The organism is Pseudalkalibacillus sp. SCS-8, from assembly GCF_040126055.1.
Taxonomy (GTDB): Bacteria; Bacillota; Bacilli; order Bacillales; family Fictibacillaceae; genus Pseudalkalibacillus; species Pseudalkalibacillus nanhaiensis.
Genome location: NZ_CP143541.1, coordinates 1,164,151 through 1,180,830 on the forward strand (window position 1 = coordinate 1,164,151; position 16,680 = coordinate 1,180,830).

The 16,680-nt window shown below is 42.6% G+C and carries 16 protein-coding genes and 1 riboswitch; of the genes, 9 read left to right on the top strand and 7 right to left on the bottom strand.

The window, feature by feature from the left end:
- The first annotated feature begins 1 nt into the window (after position 1).
- Complete coding sequence (locus V1497_RS06070; protein WP_349410083.1) at positions 2–262, top strand: hypothetical protein; 261 nt, start codon at positions 2–4, stop codon at positions 260–262.
- Between the two features lie 42 nt (positions 263–304).
- Here the strand turns inward: V1497_RS06070 and V1497_RS06075 are convergent, their stop codons facing one another.
- Positions 305–994 carry an aspartate/glutamate racemase family protein gene (locus tag V1497_RS06075; protein WP_349410084.1) on the bottom strand — a complete coding sequence of 230 codons (690 nt, stop codon included), beginning with the start codon at positions 992–994 and terminating at the stop codon, positions 305–307.
- Positions 995–1,200: 206 nt separating this feature from the next.
- Between V1497_RS06075 and V1497_RS06080 the strand changes: the two genes are divergently transcribed.
- Positions 1,201–1,767 (top strand): pyridoxamine 5'-phosphate oxidase family protein, encoded by a 567-nt coding sequence (locus V1497_RS06080; protein WP_349410085.1) that lies wholly within the window; start codon positions 1,201–1,203, stop codon positions 1,765–1,767.
- Positions 1,768–2,006: 239 nt separating this feature from the next.
- Here the strand turns inward: V1497_RS06080 and V1497_RS06085 are convergent, their stop codons facing one another.
- Complete coding sequence (locus V1497_RS06085; RefSeq protein WP_349410086.1) at positions 2,007–3,548, bottom strand: BCCT family transporter; 1,542 nt, start codon at positions 3,546–3,548, stop codon at positions 2,007–2,009.
- A gap of 209 nt (positions 3,549–3,757) precedes the next feature.
- Here V1497_RS06085 and V1497_RS06090 point away from each other — a divergent pair, with 209 nt between their 5' ends.
- From V1497_RS06090 to V1497_RS06100, 3 genes are all read left to right on the top strand, one after another.
- On the top strand, positions 3,758–4,663 hold the full coding sequence (locus V1497_RS06090; protein WP_349410087.1) for a DMT family transporter: 906 nt from the start codon (positions 3,758–3,760) through the stop codon (positions 4,661–4,663).
- Positions 4,664–5,016: 353 nt separating this feature from the next.
- Positions 5,017–5,823, top strand: coding sequence for a C40 family peptidase (locus tag V1497_RS06095; RefSeq protein ID WP_349410088.1), 807 nt, complete (start codon positions 5,017–5,019; stop codon positions 5,821–5,823).
- A gap of 191 nt (positions 5,824–6,014) precedes the next feature.
- Positions 6,015–7,283 carry a LysM peptidoglycan-binding domain-containing protein gene (locus tag V1497_RS06100; RefSeq protein WP_349410089.1) on the top strand — a complete coding sequence of 423 codons (1,269 nt, stop codon included), beginning with the start codon at positions 6,015–6,017 and terminating at the stop codon, positions 7,281–7,283.
- 46 nt (positions 7,284–7,329) lie between these two features.
- Here V1497_RS06100 and bioB read toward each other — a convergent pair whose 3' ends face one another.
- Positions 7,330–8,316 (bottom strand): biotin synthase BioB, encoded by a 987-nt coding sequence (bioB, locus tag V1497_RS06105; protein ID WP_349410090.1) that lies wholly within the window; start codon positions 8,314–8,316, stop codon positions 7,330–7,332.
- A 20-nt stretch (positions 8,317–8,336) separates the two neighbouring features.
- Positions 8,337–8,915: a biotin transporter BioY gene (locus tag V1497_RS06110; RefSeq protein ID WP_349410091.1), complete on the bottom strand. Its 579-nt coding sequence runs from the start codon at positions 8,913–8,915 to the stop codon at positions 8,337–8,339.
- Positions 8,916–9,132: 217 nt separating this feature from the next.
- On the opposite strand from V1497_RS06110, the gene V1497_RS06115 reads away from it, so the two are divergent.
- Positions 9,133–10,650 (top strand): diguanylate cyclase, encoded by a 1,518-nt coding sequence (locus V1497_RS06115; protein WP_349410092.1) that lies wholly within the window; start codon positions 9,133–9,135, stop codon positions 10,648–10,650.
- A 101-nt stretch (positions 10,651–10,751) separates the two neighbouring features.
- On the opposite strand, the gene V1497_RS06120 is transcribed toward V1497_RS06115, so the two are convergent.
- Positions 10,752–11,324, bottom strand: a complete 573-nt coding sequence (locus V1497_RS06120; RefSeq protein WP_349410093.1) for a TIGR00730 family Rossman fold protein — start codon at positions 11,322–11,324, stop codon at positions 10,752–10,754.
- Between the two features lie 362 nt (positions 11,325–11,686).
- On the opposite strand from V1497_RS06120, the gene V1497_RS06125 reads away from it, so the two are divergent.
- Complete coding sequence (locus tag V1497_RS06125) at positions 11,687–12,259, top strand: carbonic anhydrase (RefSeq protein WP_349410094.1); 573 nt, start codon at positions 11,687–11,689, stop codon at positions 12,257–12,259.
- A gap of 97 nt (positions 12,260–12,356) precedes the next feature.
- Here V1497_RS06125 and V1497_RS06130 read toward each other — a convergent pair whose 3' ends face one another.
- Positions 12,357–13,178 carry an MBL fold metallo-hydrolase gene (locus V1497_RS06130; RefSeq protein WP_349410095.1) on the bottom strand — a complete coding sequence of 274 codons (822 nt, stop codon included), beginning with the start codon at positions 13,176–13,178 and terminating at the stop codon, positions 12,357–12,359.
- Positions 13,179–13,434: 256 nt separating this feature from the next.
- A riboswitch (cyclic di-AMP (ydaO/yuaA leader) is annotated at positions 13,435–13,595 on the top strand.
- Between the two features lie 130 nt (positions 13,596–13,725).
- On the opposite strand from V1497_RS06130, the gene V1497_RS06135 reads away from it, so the two are divergent.
- Together V1497_RS06135 and V1497_RS06140 are read left to right on the top strand one after the other, a co-directional pair.
- Positions 13,726–14,391: a TrkA family potassium uptake protein gene (locus V1497_RS06135; protein ID WP_349410096.1), complete on the top strand. Its 666-nt coding sequence runs from the start codon at positions 13,726–13,728 to the stop codon at positions 14,389–14,391.
- A gap of 157 nt (positions 14,392–14,548) precedes the next feature.
- Entirely contained in the window at positions 14,549–15,031 is a 483-nt protein-coding gene (locus V1497_RS06140; protein ID WP_349410097.1) for a DinB family protein, read from the top strand.
- A gap of 62 nt (positions 15,032–15,093) precedes the next feature.
- Here the strand turns inward: V1497_RS06140 and V1497_RS06145 are convergent, their stop codons facing one another.
- Entirely contained in the window at positions 15,094–16,584 is a 1,491-nt protein-coding gene (locus V1497_RS06145) for a flavin monoamine oxidase family protein (RefSeq protein WP_349410098.1), read from the bottom strand.
- Positions 16,585–16,680: the final 96 nt, after the last annotated feature.

The following is a 16,680-nucleotide window of genomic DNA, read 5'->3' on the forward strand; positions in this document are numbered from 1 at the left end:
GATGATGTATTTATACTTGACAATCGTCGTAGTCGTGATTGGCATTCTGTCGCTGATAGGGACGTTACTTGTAGGGAGAAAAGTTAATAGAACGGTCGAAGAATATAAAAAACTGGAAAACCGTACGGAAGAAGAATTGAAGCGTTCTCATGAGTATGAAACAAAATCCGTTAGGTTGAACGTGAAAGTATTGACTCTCATTTATGGCTTCACATTCTTGATTACCATCATCGCACTAGCCCTATACTTTCGTTTTAGGTAGAAAAAAAGGTTTCGGAGGATTCAACCCGAAACCTTTTTTAGATTATGTGAGTGCTTCGTCTACAGCAGCAATGGCGTGAATCCTGGCTGTATCATAGACGGGGATGTCCACATCTTCAGGGTTGATGAGAAGACCGATTTCCGTACAACCGAGGATGATGCCTTGTGCTCCTTCAGCTGTCAGGTGATGGATGATACGTTTGAATTCTTGCCGTGAATTGGGATCGATCTTCCCCTGGCAGAGTTCCTGATAAATGACATGGTTGACGATGGCCCGATCGCTCTCGTCGGGTACAAGGACCTCCAGCCCGTTCTCTTCTAGTCTTGTTTTATAAAAATCCTGTTCCATCGTATATTTCGTTCCAAGAAGTCCGATCTTATTAAATCCGTCCATTTGAATGCGGGCGGATGTTGCATCAGCAATATGTATGACGGGAATAGTGATGTTCTTCTCAATATGATGAATGACCTTATGCATCGTATTGGTGCAGATGAGAATGAAATCCGCACCCCCTGCCTCAAGTGATCGGGCCACCTCGGATAGGTTTGCTCCAGCTTCATCCCATTTCCCTTCTGATTGGTATCGTTGATTTTCAGCAAAATCAACACTGTAAAGTAAGCATTTCGCTGAATGGAAGTCCCCTAGTCGCCTCTTTACCTCCTGATTGATAATCCTGTAATACTCTGCGGATGATTCCCAGCTCATCCCCCCGATTAATCCAATCGTTTTCATTGTTAACCTCCTAATTAATCCTTACCGAATTGGTGTTGTGACAATATCTCGATTATGATGTAAATAACTATACTCCATCTTCATATTAATCTATTGTGCAAAGCTACCTGAATATCCTGCAAAGTGTCAGGCACCATTTTAAACCCCTTGAGCGGAGCGGCTTTTGAAATGGTGCCTGACACGCTCAACGAAAAGGAGAGAGGTCTGTGGGGCAACAATTCGAGGCATTGATGCCGAAGCATGTTGAATTCATTGAACAGCAGCACTTGTTTTTCGTGGGTACTGCGCCATTGGCGGTGACCGGGCACGTCAATCTGTCGCCGAAAGGGTATGATACCTTACGCGTACTTAGTCCGACATCGGTCGCTTATCTTGATCTGACTGGGAGCGGAAATGAAACGAGTGGACATTTGGATGAGAATGGCAGAATAACCTTCATGTTTTGCGCTTTTGAAGGAGCTCCATTGATTTTACGTCTTTACGGTACCGGAAGGGTGGGCGTAAAAGGGTCTCTGTTGTGGGATCAGTATATCGAGCATTTTGAAATGATTCCTGGTGCGCGACAAATTGTAATCGCCGAGATCCACAAAGTCCAGACGTCTTGTGGTTTTTCCATTCCTTTTTTCAATTACGGTGGGGAACGCGAGAAGCTGAAGGAATGGGGCATGAAGAAAACCGAAGCGAACATACTGGATGACTATCAAGCGGAAAAAAACGCTTATACGCTTGATGGAATTGAAACACCTATAGGGAAAGTGATGAAGGAAAGGTGAGAGAGGAGATTGCGCTGGTAGTTGATTTAAAAAGGGTGCCCTCTGAACATGTGTGATGTTCTGGGGCACCTTTTATGTGTTTTGGGCTATAAATCTGTGGAATTGGTCTATATTTTGTAGAATCGGTTTATATTTTCCAAAATCGGTCTATAAATTTTTATTTTTATATGTTTTAGCTCAAATCGGTTCATAATTATACCTGGTGAGCTGGTACCTTCCTAACAGCTACTTAAATGTCTTTAACTATTCGTCACAATAGAGTTTTCCTTTTGGCTGATTCTCTGTCGATTCTCTGCTTTTTTTGACTTAACTTCTTTTTGCGCGGCTTTGAAAAAAGACGCCCCCATTAATAGGATCACCAGAGAAAAAGGCAGTGCAGTAATGATCAGCACATTCTGCAACCCTTGTGTACCTCCGAAATAGACAATGATTGCAGCCATCGTCGATAAAGTGAGTCCCCAAATGATTTTCACCCTGCTTGTCGGATTCAATGATCCTTCAGTTGAAAGCATGCCGAGTACGAATGTAGCTGAGTCCGCTGAAGTGATAAAGAAAATCGCAATGACAAAAACCGTGATAAATGACATCAATGTACCTAATGGATACTCTTGAAGGACACCAAATGTCGCCGTTTCTAATGCGAATTTCGAGATTGTTGCGATTCCGTTCTGTTCAAGATACAAGGCTGACACGCCAAATACCGAGAAGAAAATGAAACAAACGAGAGAAGGTACGAACAAGACTCCCAGCATGAATTCTTTGATCGTTCTACCTCTCGAAATACGTGCAATGAATATGCCGACGAATGGGGACCATGAAATCCACCATGCCCAATAGAAAATCGTCCAATTGTTGATCCAAGTACGATTATCCTCATTTAATGGTGCGATATTGAAACTCATGTTGAAGAAATTCGTAATGTAGCCTCCGATGCTCTGTGTGAACATATTCAAAATATATAATGTTGGACCGACGATGAATAACAGAAGCAACAACAAAAATCCAAGGCCCATATTGATATTACTTAGGTATTTGATCCCTTTGTTAATGCCCGACCATGCTGAAATAATGAACAAGACTGTAGAAACAGCTAGTATCAACAATTGGACTGTAAAGTTACTGGGCGTCCTGAATAAAAAGGAGAGCCCTTCATTAATTTGTGCTGTGCCAAAACCAAGGGTAGCGGCTACACCCATCACAGTAGCTACAATGGCAAGCGTATCGATCAGCTTTCCGAGTGTGCCCTTCATCTTATCTTCTCCAAACAAAGGGATTAAAGTTGCGCTGATTAATCCTGGATACCCTTTATGGAACTTGAAATATGCAAGAACAAGTGCCACGACTCCATAAATTGCCCACGCATGGAGTCCCCAATGGAAAAAGGAATACTGCAAGGACTCCAAAATGGCTCGATTCGAACCAGTCTCAGAAACCGGTGCGTTTTTGAAAGCATGAGAGATCGGTTCTGCCGTCGTCCAAAAAACCATCCCCATTCCCATACCTGCGCTGAATAGCATGGCGAACCATGTCGGTAGTGAAAATTGTGGCTTTTCATGTTCTCCCCCTAATTTGATCTTTCCAAAACGAGAGAAGATCAAATATACACAAAAAGCAAGGATAACCGCAATGATAAGTAGATAATACCAGCCGAACTTATCTGAAATCGTTCCAGTGAACTTGCTCGTCATTTTTTCCAGATGGGTTGGTGCGAACCCACCCCAAAGTACAAATATTGTACAAACGGTAACTGCATACCAGAATACTTTTGTTACACTTTTCATTCTTCCACCTCATAAGTATGTAATCTTTTTTTATTTCTCCATTCTAAAATGGTGTACTTCCCTTTCATTCCACTAGAATCATTAAGAAAAACCTGATTGAATAACGTTTTATCAATGAAATTTCTGGGAAAAGCGGGTAGCACGATTGATTTAAAACGGTAAGGTTGGACTTGATTTGTTCAAGAGACACCATAGAGGAGGGCTTCCAAATGGAAAATATAAAGACAAATAAATCGTTTTATTATGGCTTAGCTTTTGTGATGTTTGCATCATTTTTATGGGGTGTCACAGGTGGTCTTTCAGGTTTTTTGCTTGATCGAGGATGGAACCCCCTTGTAATTGCTACGTTCCGTGGATTGGTAGGCCTTCTCTTTACGTTGATTTGGTTGGTCAGCAGGAAAAAAGTGAACATAACAATCAATCGACGTCTTATATTGTGGTCGATGTTTGCAGGTGTGGGTATTGCAGGAAACTATGTATTTTATTACTTAAGTATCGCGGAAACAAGTGTAGCGATTGCAGCAACACTTATGTATACAGCACCCATATTTGTATTCATCATTTCCGCTATGTTCAATCTGGAAAGAGTAACAACGTTCAAACTCGTTTCGATCGTGATTGTGATCATAGGAATCGTATTATTGACAGGGTCCTATAAAAAGGATCTAGCCGACCTGAACTTATTTGGCATTTTAGCCGGACTTCTATCTGGCCTCTCTTATGCGATGTTTATTTTTGGTTTGAAAAACAGCTCCGAAAATGGAGATCAAATCATCGTATTGGCACTTGCTTTTCTTGTCCAATTTCTACTTGTGTTCACATATGCAGATAAACAACAAATTGTACAGGTTGTCGTTGAGTTCAAAGATATCTGGTGGTTCATACTGACGGGTATCGCCGGTGCTGGATTATCGTTCTTCTTTTACGTAAACGGACTGAAAAAGATTAATCCAGGAATCGCCTCGATTGTTGCCATGATCGAGCCAGTAACAGCCTCATTGTTTGGAGTCCTTGTACTAGGGCAATTCTTGTCACCCGTCCAACTCGTAGGCATGGCGATGATCCTGTTCATCATCACCTTCCTATGCAAACACACCCTCAGAAATGGAGAATAATAGATGAAGTGTCAGGCACCGATCAGAACCCCTTGCTGAACAAGGGTTCTGAATCGGTGCCTGACACCATTTCACTTCCCTACAGCCCCAACAGTTCTGAAATGGTGCCTGACACTATGAATTTTGTAATAATTCTGTAAAGTAAACGCTATCAAAATTATGGTACGATAATAAATGGTTAAGGGGAGAGGTTGTTAAAGGTGGAATACATAAGAAAACGTGCCATAGATAAAAAAGATAATATTATCTCAAAATATGGAAAAACGAAATAACTTGTTGCATTCTACTTTTTTAACTTCATCCCAATTGGTTTTTATAGACCAGAAATCAAAATTCCAATTGGAGGAGAAGGAATGAAGAAAAAGCTTTTACCGATTGCACTTGCTACGGGGATTGTATTTTCAGGAGCTGGACAAGCATTTGGCGCGACAGGGGATCAGATCATTGATACAGGGGATGATTACTTAGGGGTACCGTATCAGTATGGCGCACCTGTTGGCAATACGAGTTCCTTTGATTGTTCGTCCTTTACTGTAACCGTTTTCGAGAAGCATGGCGTCCATTTGCCGAGAACGAGCCGCGCACAAGCGACTGTAGGACAAGCGGTATCAAAATCCGATCTTCAGGTTGGAGATCTATTGTTCTATGATACTGATTTCAATGGCACAATCAACCATGTGACGATTTATGCTGGAAACGGAAAAATGCTCGGGGCACAGTCTTCGACAGGTGTTGCGTTCACAGACGCTTTTTCACCTTATTATTGGGGAGACCGGTTTGTGAAAGCAAGACGTGTCTTGAATTCTGTCACACCTGATACGAAAGTGGCCAGTGAAACAACATCCAACCACGCGACATACACTGTGCGCAGCGGTGATACACTATGGGGAATAAGCAAAAAATACAATATGTCTGTAACAAAGCTGAAGCAATTGAACAGTCTTTCATCACATATCATTTACCCTGGTCAACAATTGAACGTATCCGGGACAACAGCTCAAAACGAAGCACCGCAAGCTTCCACCTATACGGTGAAATCAGGTGATACGCTGTGGGGCATCAGTAAAAAATTTGGCACGACCGTAAGTGCTTTGAAGAATGCAAACCAGCTATCTTCAAATACGATCTATCCAGGTCAAACGTTCAAAATTCCAAACTGAATCGACTAAAAGAGGTTGACTCGAAACAATCAGTTCATACACCTTTATAACTACGTACCCGTTGTGATTTACAACAGGTATAGATGAAGGTGACCGACTGATTGGAGTCACCCTCTTTTTTTTGTTCATGAATTTCTCTCAATGAAAATATGAATCTCAGTAAAGGTCTTATTCATATTGGGGGAAGTAAAATGGCAATCCATACAGTGGTAACGGGGGATAATCTGTGGAAGATTTCGGTTGCATACGGTGTCCCGGTCTCGACTCTGAAGCTAGTGAACGGACTTGTTTCTGATGGACTCGTACCGGGATTAAATTTGTATATCCCTGATCAGGGACTACCGGAAAGATACTATCAGATCAAAGCAGGGGATACGTACTGGAAGCTTTCGCAACAGTTCAGTACGACCGTAAAAGCGATCGCCCTCAGTAACCCAGGTATATCTCCTGATAATCTGGTTATCGGAGAGCGGATCCGCATCCGGACGATGTTGAAATATCCAATGGAGTCCCTCGTTTTCATCGATGCCACCCAAACATCCAACTATCAGGAGATTTTAAGTCAGCTCTCAGAGAGTATGACTTACTTGGCCATTTTTACGTATTCCTTCACACGGGATGGTGCATTAATTGAAATAGATGATGCACAGATCCTCGAGATAAGTAAACAATTCAATGTGAAGCCGCTTCTTGTTCTTAGCAATTATGAAAAGAACATGTTCAGTCCAGACCTGGCAGGTGATGTCCTTCAAAGCGAAGAAAAGCGAAAGACCCTCATCAATAACGTAATAAATGCCGTCACTCGAAAAAAGTATGCCGGAGTAAGTATCGATTTTGAATTCGTCCCTCCAACGAGGCGGAATGACTTCACCTCCTTTTTAAGAGAGTTGAAAGTCGTGTTAGGGGATCGAATCCTGCAAGTCAATGCTCATGCAAAAATAAAGGACCTTCCTGATAACCGACTTGTCGGATTTCTTGATTACAGAGCAATCGGCGAAATTGTAGACATCGTATCCATCATGACGATCGACTATGGATATGCGATCGGCCCTCCTGATCCGATTGCGCCTACATGGTGGGTGGAGCAAGTATTGATGTATGCGACAGGACAAATCAACCGTCGTAAAATCATGATGGCCTTCAGCTTATACGGATATGACTGGTCGCTTCCAATCACTGCAGGACGGCCGGCAGAAATGCTTGCGGTTCAAACGGCACAGAACAGGGCCATCTCTTCCTGGATTCCTATTCAATACGATTGGACCGCACAGGCACCTGGATTTATGTACCGGAAAAATAACACAGAACATGCGGTCTGGTTCGAGGACATACAAAGTGTCGTAGCAAAGTACAAACAAATGGAGGTCTACAATCTCTTAGGAGCAACCTATTGGCGGTTACGGTATCGATTCCCACAGAATTGGGCGTATGTGAAAAAGAACATTCAAGTACTGAAATGAGCACACAAAAAAGAGCCTTCCACACACAGGAAGGCTCTTTTACCATTTAATTAGGTACTTTAACGTAATCGATTTCAAATCCTAAGTCTTCAAGCATTTCATGGTCTTTCGTGCTTTCTTGACCCGCAGTTGTCAAATAATCGCCTACAAAGATCGAGTTAGCGGCATAGAGCCCAAGAGGCTGGAGACTCCTCAAGTTCACTTCTCGACCACCTGAAATCCGGATCTCTTTTGTCGGATTGATGAAGCGGAATAAAGCGAGAACCTTCAAGCAATAACGTGGATCGAGCTCATGAGTCCCTTCCAGAGGGGTACCGTCGATCGCGTGCAAAAAGTTGACTGGAATTGAATCAGCATCGAGTACCTTCAAGCTTCTTGCCACATTTACGACTTCTTCTTTCGTTTCTTTCATTCCCACAATAACACCTGAACATGGTGAGATGCCTGCTTCTTTGGCGATTGAAACAGTTGAAACTCTGTCCTGGTAAGTATGGGAGGTCGTGATGTTATCGTGGTTCGTTTCTGCTGTGTTCAAATTATGGTTGTAACGATCGACTCCGGCTGCTTTCAAACGCTCGGCTTGTTCAGGTTTCAAGATACCAAGACAAGCACAAACCTTCAGATCGTAATTCTGCTTGATTTCTTCTACAGCCGAGACAACGGTATCGACGTCACGGTTACTCGGTCCTCTTCCACTTGCGACGATACAGTAAGTACCGACATTCAATTGATCGGCCTGAGCAGCGCCGTCGAGCAAGGTCTGTTTTTCTACCATCGTATAGGCATCAATCGGAGCTTTGGAGACAATCGATTGAGCACAATAGCCACAGTTCTCAGGACAAAGCCCGGACTTTGCATTCAGGATCATGTTCAGCTTCACTTTGTTTCCGTAATAGGTTTTTCTAATTTGATAAGCAGCATGAAGGAGAAGCAATAGCTCCTCATCAGGTGCATTCAGAATCGACAAAGCTTCTTCGTCGGTTATTTCCCCGCCGTCTATTACTCGATCAGCAAGTTGGTCCCATTTATTCATCCAGACACTCCTTTTAAGAATTATGCCGCTTTATTGCTGAATGTACGTGTCGTTTTTGAAATCGTACGTAACAGTCTAGGTGCGAACAAACCGGCAAGTACGGACAAAATTAAATCTTTTGGTAACGGTGCTACCATCCATCCCCACGCCATTGCATAAGAGAAGCCTTCTGGTGCTTCCAACCAGGTTACAAGTGCCATATACATCCAGTTGGTTCCTGCAATATAGTTGATCGCCATTCCGACTAATGCAGCAATGACAAAGCGTTGTTTGCTGTTGCTTTTTTCAACGATCTTCCCAGCTACATAAGCGACGAGGATAAATGATAGGATGAAGCCGAATGTCGGTTTCATAAGCATTCCGAATCCACCGGAAAATCCGGCAAAAACGGGTACTCCGGCTAATCCAATCAAGGCATATACTGTCATGGAGATCGCCCCGAGACGACTTCCTAAAATCAGTCCAGCAAGGACGCTAAAAAAGGTTTGGAGCGTGATTGGAACACTTCCAATGACAATCATGGATGTAAGGTTGGCGCCCACAGCCATTAATGCGGCGAACACCGCTGCTAGTGTAATGTCAATCGGTTTAAGTTTCATTGTGTTTCCCCCATTTTCTTTTTCTCTATTGAAGAATAGCCGAAAATCCACCTTTATGTCAACTTTGTATTTTAATAGGTTAACATTAAAATAAATGATTTAAGCAGTTGAGAAAAATTGGTATAATGTTAGCATTCTATCTACAAGGTTGAATGAAAGATACCGATAAAAGAGTTAAGATACTACAAACGACATCATGTTTATGGAGCTGAAGCGGATGTTTCTTGATTTATTGAACAATCTAGCGATCACAGCATCGTTTTTATTCATTGCTGGAAAGTTTTTTCAAAATCGCAATTTAGAGCGGGATAATACGGTTAGAATTAAAATATTACTAGGTTTTGGGGCTGGCGTGTTAGGGACTCTTCTTATGCTGAATTCCATTCACCCGAATGAAACCGTCATCGTGGATTTGCGTCATCTCGCTATGATTCTAGCAGCCGTATTTGGAGGTCCAATAGCGGGGGTACTCTCAGGTTTGATTATCGGGGCCATGCGCATCATCTTGTATGGCGTCAGTGGAGCTTCTGTCATTGCTGCTGCCGTTACAGCTGGAATTGGAATTTTAATAGGTTTACTGGCATTAGTAAGGTTTCCAAAGATACTCTATAAGTATTTGATTATGAATCTCATCTGTATCATGGCTTTTTCCGTTACGATCCTATATCTATTGAATGATGTGGTCCTAACAGGGAAGGTCCTGATCTATTTTATACCATTTGCTGTATGTGGAAATCTCTTTACGTATTTCTTAGCTGAATCCATTAAGAAGGCAAACGAAAACCATCGAAACATTAAATACTATAAGCTATTAGCGGAGAATTCCTCCGATTTGATCACGACCCACCAGCTTGACGGTACTTTCAAGTATGTCTCACCATCTAGTCGTACCATTCTGGGGTATGATCCTGATGAGCTGATGGGTAAAAATCCGTATGATTTCTATCACCCAGAGGATTTGTCCAAGATTTCGGCATCACACGATACAATACTCGATTCAAATCAAGACGATGTCGTCGAGTATCGATTCAGACGTAAAGATGGATCGTATGTGTGGCTTGAAACGACGTCCAAGAAAATGAGTGGTACTGGCATTGAAACGGACGAGCTCATTTGTTCATCAAGGGATGTCGATATCAGAAAGAAGCTCGAAAACGATTTGATCGACAGGAATAATGAGCTGAAACGGATATCGAATATGGACGGCTTAACAGAAATTTATAATCGTAGGTATTTCGATTACATGCTTTCGGAGGAATGGAAGAGAGCAGTGGAAAAGGGGACAAGCCTGTCCTTAATCATGTTCGACATCGATTATTTCAAATTTTATAACGATACATATGGCCATCAACAAGGGGATGAATGCATCAAAGAAATCGCGCATGTTGGTAAAATGGTCTTGAACAAACCGTACGATCTCATCGCACGATATGGGGGCGAAGAGTTTGCTGTCATCCTTCCGGACACATCTGAGAATGGGGCTCTAAAGGTCGCCGAGACAATTAGAAGAAGTGTACAGGTTCTAGCTATTCCCCATGTGAATTCAAAAGTGAAGCCGATTGTAACAGTAAGTGTAGGTGTCGCAACGGTCCAGCCAACGAAAGAGATGAATCATTTGCAGCTGGTCGTTCATGCTGATGACGCTCTTTATAAAGCGAAAAACGCTGGGCGAAACCGGGTTCATTTTTGCGATGTTGAGTCAGAAGAAACGAAAGATATCGTGCCACAGAGTTGATTTTCCAATTTAAAAAGCACACCTTTCCTGAACGGAGGGGTGTGCTTTTTAAATTGAAGGGGGAGGGAGAGGATAGACCGTTAATATGAATTGGAGGTTTTTCAATTCCACTTATTCATTTGAGAGATTTCTTGAGTGTTTAACCGTTCCAATAAACGTACGGCGTCGTCTTCAAAAATCGTTTGTTCAAGGTGTTGTTTCTGTACAAACCCCTCTTCAAACATATGCTGGATCAAATCCTTTACGGGATCGTAATAATGATCGATATTGAACAGTCCGAGCGGCTTCAGATGATACCCGATTTGATTCCAGGTCATCACTTCGAACATTTCTTCCATCGTCCCAATTCCACCTGGGAGGGCAATGAAAGCGTCTGCAAGTTCATACATCAATGATTTTCGTTCATGCATGGACTCAACGATTTTCAAGTCCGTAAGCTCAAGATGATCGACATTCTCATAAATTTTTCTCGTAATGATGCCAGTGGCTTTCCCTTGGTTTTCCATGACAGCGTTGGCGAGGACACCCATAAGGCCTGAGTTCCCTCCGCCGTACACAAGTTCAATGTTATGTCGGGCCAACAAGCTGCCAAGCTTTTTCACTTCATCCTGATAAACATTACTTGTCCCAAAACTAGACCCGCAAAATACACAGATGGAAGAGAACTTGTACACCGTAAACGACCTCCTTTAACACGCTCATATAAGTATATATGCCCAATATTAAGAGGATATGAAAACAGGTGTCAGGCACCATTTCAAACCTCAGTCGTATCATGGGTTTTTCAGGAGTGTCAGGCACCATTCGCCACCTCAGTCATACCATGGCTTCTTTGAAAGTGCCTGACACCATCCACCACCTCAGCTGTACCATGGCTTCTTTGGAGGTGCCTGACACCATTCAGCCCCTCAGTCGTACCATAGCATCTTTGGAAGTGCCTGACACTGAAGAAAGGACACTGCCAAAATGACATTGTCCGTTTTTCTTGGTATAGTAAATGAAGAGTATTAATGATAGGAAAGAGAGGAATCAGTTGATGAAGTTGTTGAATGAAATCCTTGATTTTAATGAGAAATTCGTTGCTGAGAAAGGCTACGAAAAGTACGAAACATCCAAATTACCTGATAAGAAAATGGTTATCGTTTCATGCATGGATACTCGCCTAGTAGAACTATTACCGAAATCCATGAACCTGAAAAACGGTGATTTCAAGCATGTAAAGAATGCAGGTGCGATCGTGTCCGATCCGTTCGACAGCGTCATGCGAAGTATATTAGTTGCGGTATATGCGCTTAATGCGGATGAAGTATTCGTCATCGGGCACCATCAGTGTGGCATGGCAAGTGTCGATCCTGGCAAGATGATTGAAGAGTTCAAAGGGCGTGGTGTATCAGAAGATACCATTGCAACACTTCGTCATGGAGGCGTCGACATTGAAAAATGGCTAGAAGGGTTCGACAGTGTTGAAAGCAGCGTGAAGGACAGCGTGGATGTCGTGAAAAATCACCCGTTACTTCCGGCGGATGTACCTGTGCATGGTCTTGTCATCGCACCTGATACAGGAAAACTTGACCTTGTCATCAACGGTTACGAAAACCAAGATCAATAGTATTTCTTTCTCATCAAAAAAGACTGGCTGAGAGGGTTTGCAAATGCCCCCGATGCCAGTCTTTCCTCTTGAATTTCCCAGATCTATCCCTCAACTATCAGCTCTTCACATGCCTTCCAAGGCTGGGTTCATCCTCTACGATTGAACGTACAAAGTGGACCGAATCCCATTCTTTATTCGAAATAATCTTTAATGGAGAAGCAGTTGGATAGCGTCGTTCATCGATTTCCTCCACGGTGTACCCTTTATCATGAAGTGAATGGATTTCCTCATACGTTTCCTCTAAATAATTCAACTTCTTCTCAAGCATTTCCCTTCCATTCGGTATATATCCGGCATGCGCACAATACATTTCCTTCACGTCATACGCAAGGACTGTCCTGATTGAATCCATGACTGTCGGAATCGACTCTTGCCACATCGAGATCTTCGGTTTCGGTGTGACGAAGAGATCCCCGGAGAAAAGTATGCCTAATTCTTCATTGATAAACACGAGATGGTCTCTGGAGTGGCCTGGAGTATGGATGGCCTCCCATGTATAGTGATCTGACTGAACGTTCGTTCGAATGGCGGCAGCATCAAATCCTTCTCTGCTGCCCCAAAATTCGTGCCGATAACTTGGATATTCACCTTTCCTTCTACAAATCTCAATTGACATCGGATGGATATAAATCCTTGCACCCTTCTCCCTTTGCAGCCATGCAGCATTACCCGTATGGTCCTCATGAAAATGGGTCAGTGCAACTGTGTTGATTTCTTTCGTTTCTAGAAAAGGAAGGATTGTGTCTTTACTGCTCTTTGGACCGCTATCCACAAGCATTCCATCGATATAATACAGAAAATAATTTAAAAACATATTTCCAGCGTTACACTGAACATGCAAGCTCTCTACGATTCCATGTTGATTGATTTTCATCATAAACCTACTTTCTGTCATCGTCGTCGTTATTCTCTTCCATAGTCATGGTGGAGAATCCTTTTTCAGGCCATAAGAAGATAATTACGTATTGAAATCTTACCTATAATCAATTAATATCATGTAAGGATTAGCATGGGTGAGCTAAAGGAAATCTTTCACCTATCCATTGTAAAAAAATGAGGGGAAATCATTTATTCCGCCTCTTTACATGGTTTGATTTAGAGGCGTAATATTATGTTCATCTCAATGGAAAAAATGATCCATAACGCTGAATCTGTTAAAAGCGGGGGACCCACATTAAGCTGTGATGGCTCATATGCCTCACTTGGGGTGAATCCTCTCATGTGTAGAGGTAGGGCGAGTCTCTTTACGCCCGAATCCGACAGCTAACCTCGTAAGCGTATAAGGAGAGGAGATTGAACAAGTGATCAATGTTGATTGACCACGGGTGTCTACCTCTGTGGTTTTTTGTATGCAAAAAAATTCATGATAGGAAATGTAAAATACAGCCAAAATAAGAACTAACAGCTAGGAAAGGAAATCGATTATGGCCACTCGACTAAAGCAAATCGGATTAATTGGACTCGGAAATTTCGGTGGTAGCCTATGTAAAGAGTTTGCTGAATTGAATACGGAAATCCTCGCAATCGACAGAAACGAAGACAGGGTCGATGCGTACTCTTCTATCGCTACCCATGCTGTGGTGGCCGACTCGACGGATGAAGGCGTTCTGAAATCACTGGGTGTCCGGAATTTCGATTTGGTCATCGTCTCCCTGGGGGATGACATCCAGTCCAGTATCCTTACGACGCTCGTTTTGAAGGAAATCGGGGTAAAGACGGTTTGGGCGAAAGCACAATCGAAGTATCATCGAATGGTTCTTGAAAAAATCGGAGCTGATCGGATCATCCATCCTGAACGGGATATCGCAAAGCGTTTAGCTCACCATGTGGTTTCGGAAAAAATCATTGATTATATCGAACTGTCTCCAGAGCATAGTATCGTAGAAATTTTCGCCACGAAAAAAGTGAATCGAAAAACGTTAGGTGAATTGGATATACGTGCAAAGTATGGATGTAACATCGTAGGCATAAAAAAAGGAGTAGAAATCATTGTTTCTCCTTCAGCGGACGTCGAGCTTCATGAAGGTGATACGTTGATTGTCATCGGAACGAACTCTGACCTGAACCGATTTGAGGAGAGAGGGTTGTAAAAAAACGAGCGCCCAAACCTCCTTACTTTAATTTTTAAGAGGAAGACCCCGGTAGTTTCTGATACTTTGGGGTCTTCCTCTTTTTTACAAGCGATTTTCATTCAAGTCAGGTATGATGGTAACAACGACCAGTTAATCCACAAAAGGAGGACGTAAATTGAATGATAATCGATTTTCCTGGCTCGAATCATATGAAGAGATGATTGAATGGGCAGATTCCCTTCATCAGCTTCCAGAAACGCTGTGGCTGGAACCGATCGCAGAAGGGAAGTGGTCCATCGCAGAAATCATCAGCCACTTTTATTCATGGGATCGTTTCATATTTGAAGAACGCTTATTGAAACTGTCATCCCAAAATTTCATTTCTGCAAATCCACAAGAAACAAATGAGAAAGCTGCGAAGTTTGCCAGGTCGGGTGTATCTCGAGAGGAATTACTTTCGATTTTCATCGACTCGAGAAAACAAATCTGTACGTATATAAAATCACTGCCTCAAGAAATACTTCAAACCAGCTTCCAAGTAGGAAACTCTCAATATACCATTCCTGAATATATCGAAGTGGCGATGGTCAAGCACGACCATCTTCACAGAAAGCAGCTCGAGGACTTTCTGGAAAAGAAACAAGTCTACATTTATTAAGGATTACGATTTCGAGCAAAACCTAACTCTTGAAGAGTATGCCTACGGGATGATGAAGGGCGCTATCTTGTCCGATTGTTTACTTCCCATGCAGCACGTATACCAGATTGGACGGCCCCTTCAATCCAACCGTGAAAGGAGGAAGTGTGTTCCCCAGCAAAATGAACCCTTCCTTCTGGCATTCTGATCACTTCTCCATAGTCTCTGAAATGGTAAGGTTTAAACAGAGTGAAACACCCTCCTGAGAATTGGTTTTGCGCCCAACTGAAGGATGCTCCTTGCATGAATGAAGAAAATACAACTGGGCCGTGGACGTAAGAAAGCATACGGAGAGCCTCATGGATCCTCAGCTGTTCGGGGAGAGCATCCCATAGTGCAGCGTTATCTTCCCAGCTGTAACTTCCAAGCATCACTCCTGGTCCCGGCTTACCAAGATCATGGCTCGGATAATAGGAAAATTGTAAAGGAAGGTCAGTGGTCAAGCTACCTCCGTATATTCCTTCCCCCTCCCAAAATTTATGATTGAACTCCAGCCCGATTTTAGTTGAAGGGACGTAATGCAGAGCTTGAATAGCAGACCTTTTGTAAAAAGAAAAAGAATGAGAGGGTAGGAGTCGGACAAATTGAAAAACAGAAAAAGGAATCGTCGTAATGACATAATCCGCTTGAACGAGATGATTTTGCCAAGTTCTCGAATCTCTGGTCGAGACCTCGACTTTTCCGCCTGACTGGTTAATCTGAGTTACGGTTTGATTGAAGTGTACGTCTCTGCAAAGCTCTTTCATGAAAGACCACGGAAGGAGATCATTCCCACCAGTGATTTCATAATAATCGATTTCTCCGTTGAAAATAGTTGATACAACGTCCGTTAAAATATCAATGAACGAAAGCTCTGGAAAGCCTTCAATCCCTAGCATTACTTGTATGAGATGAATGGTTGGTAAATCTAAAGAGTTGCCGAAAGGATTATTCCGAAGAAAGGATCCAAACGAGTAAGTATCATATTCTTCCTTCAATTTGATCTGCTCTTGTGGTGGGGCACGATTATATATATCGAGAAAAGGCTGTACGACTTCAAGGAAAATGTCTAATGCTGTTTTATTCCGGTACTCTTCTTTTACTGGACTTTTAAGTATGGAAGGGGACCGCTCATAGCTCGAACGCCGTGTTTTTACCCCGTTCACATATAAGTAGTCATTGGGCGTAGAGTTGATGAAGGAGTTGAGCGGAAGATTGAATTTTCTAATGTACTCGAGGGTAAGCTTATGCTCGCTGGGAATCCGCATAGCTCCGGCTTCTAAATAATTGCCGGTGGAGAAGGGCTTTCTCATTGTAAATACCCTGCCACCGACACGGTCATTCCCTTCAAGCAGAATGACCTGATGACCAGCTTGTTTTAATAAAGAACCAGCTACCAATCCCGCCATTCCAGCCCCAAGAATGAGAATTCGCTTTGCCTTACCTGTCCGATTCAGTCCATGTTTTATGATGGTCAACATATCTCCAGGATAGGTAGGTGTTACGTCCCGATCATTAATAGGGTTTTGTCGCATCTTCCTCCACCCCTCTTCATTTACGAATGTATTTCATAGGGCGAGGATTATGACTAATTTGCTCTAAGTCAGACCATATACCTATCGATGAAAATA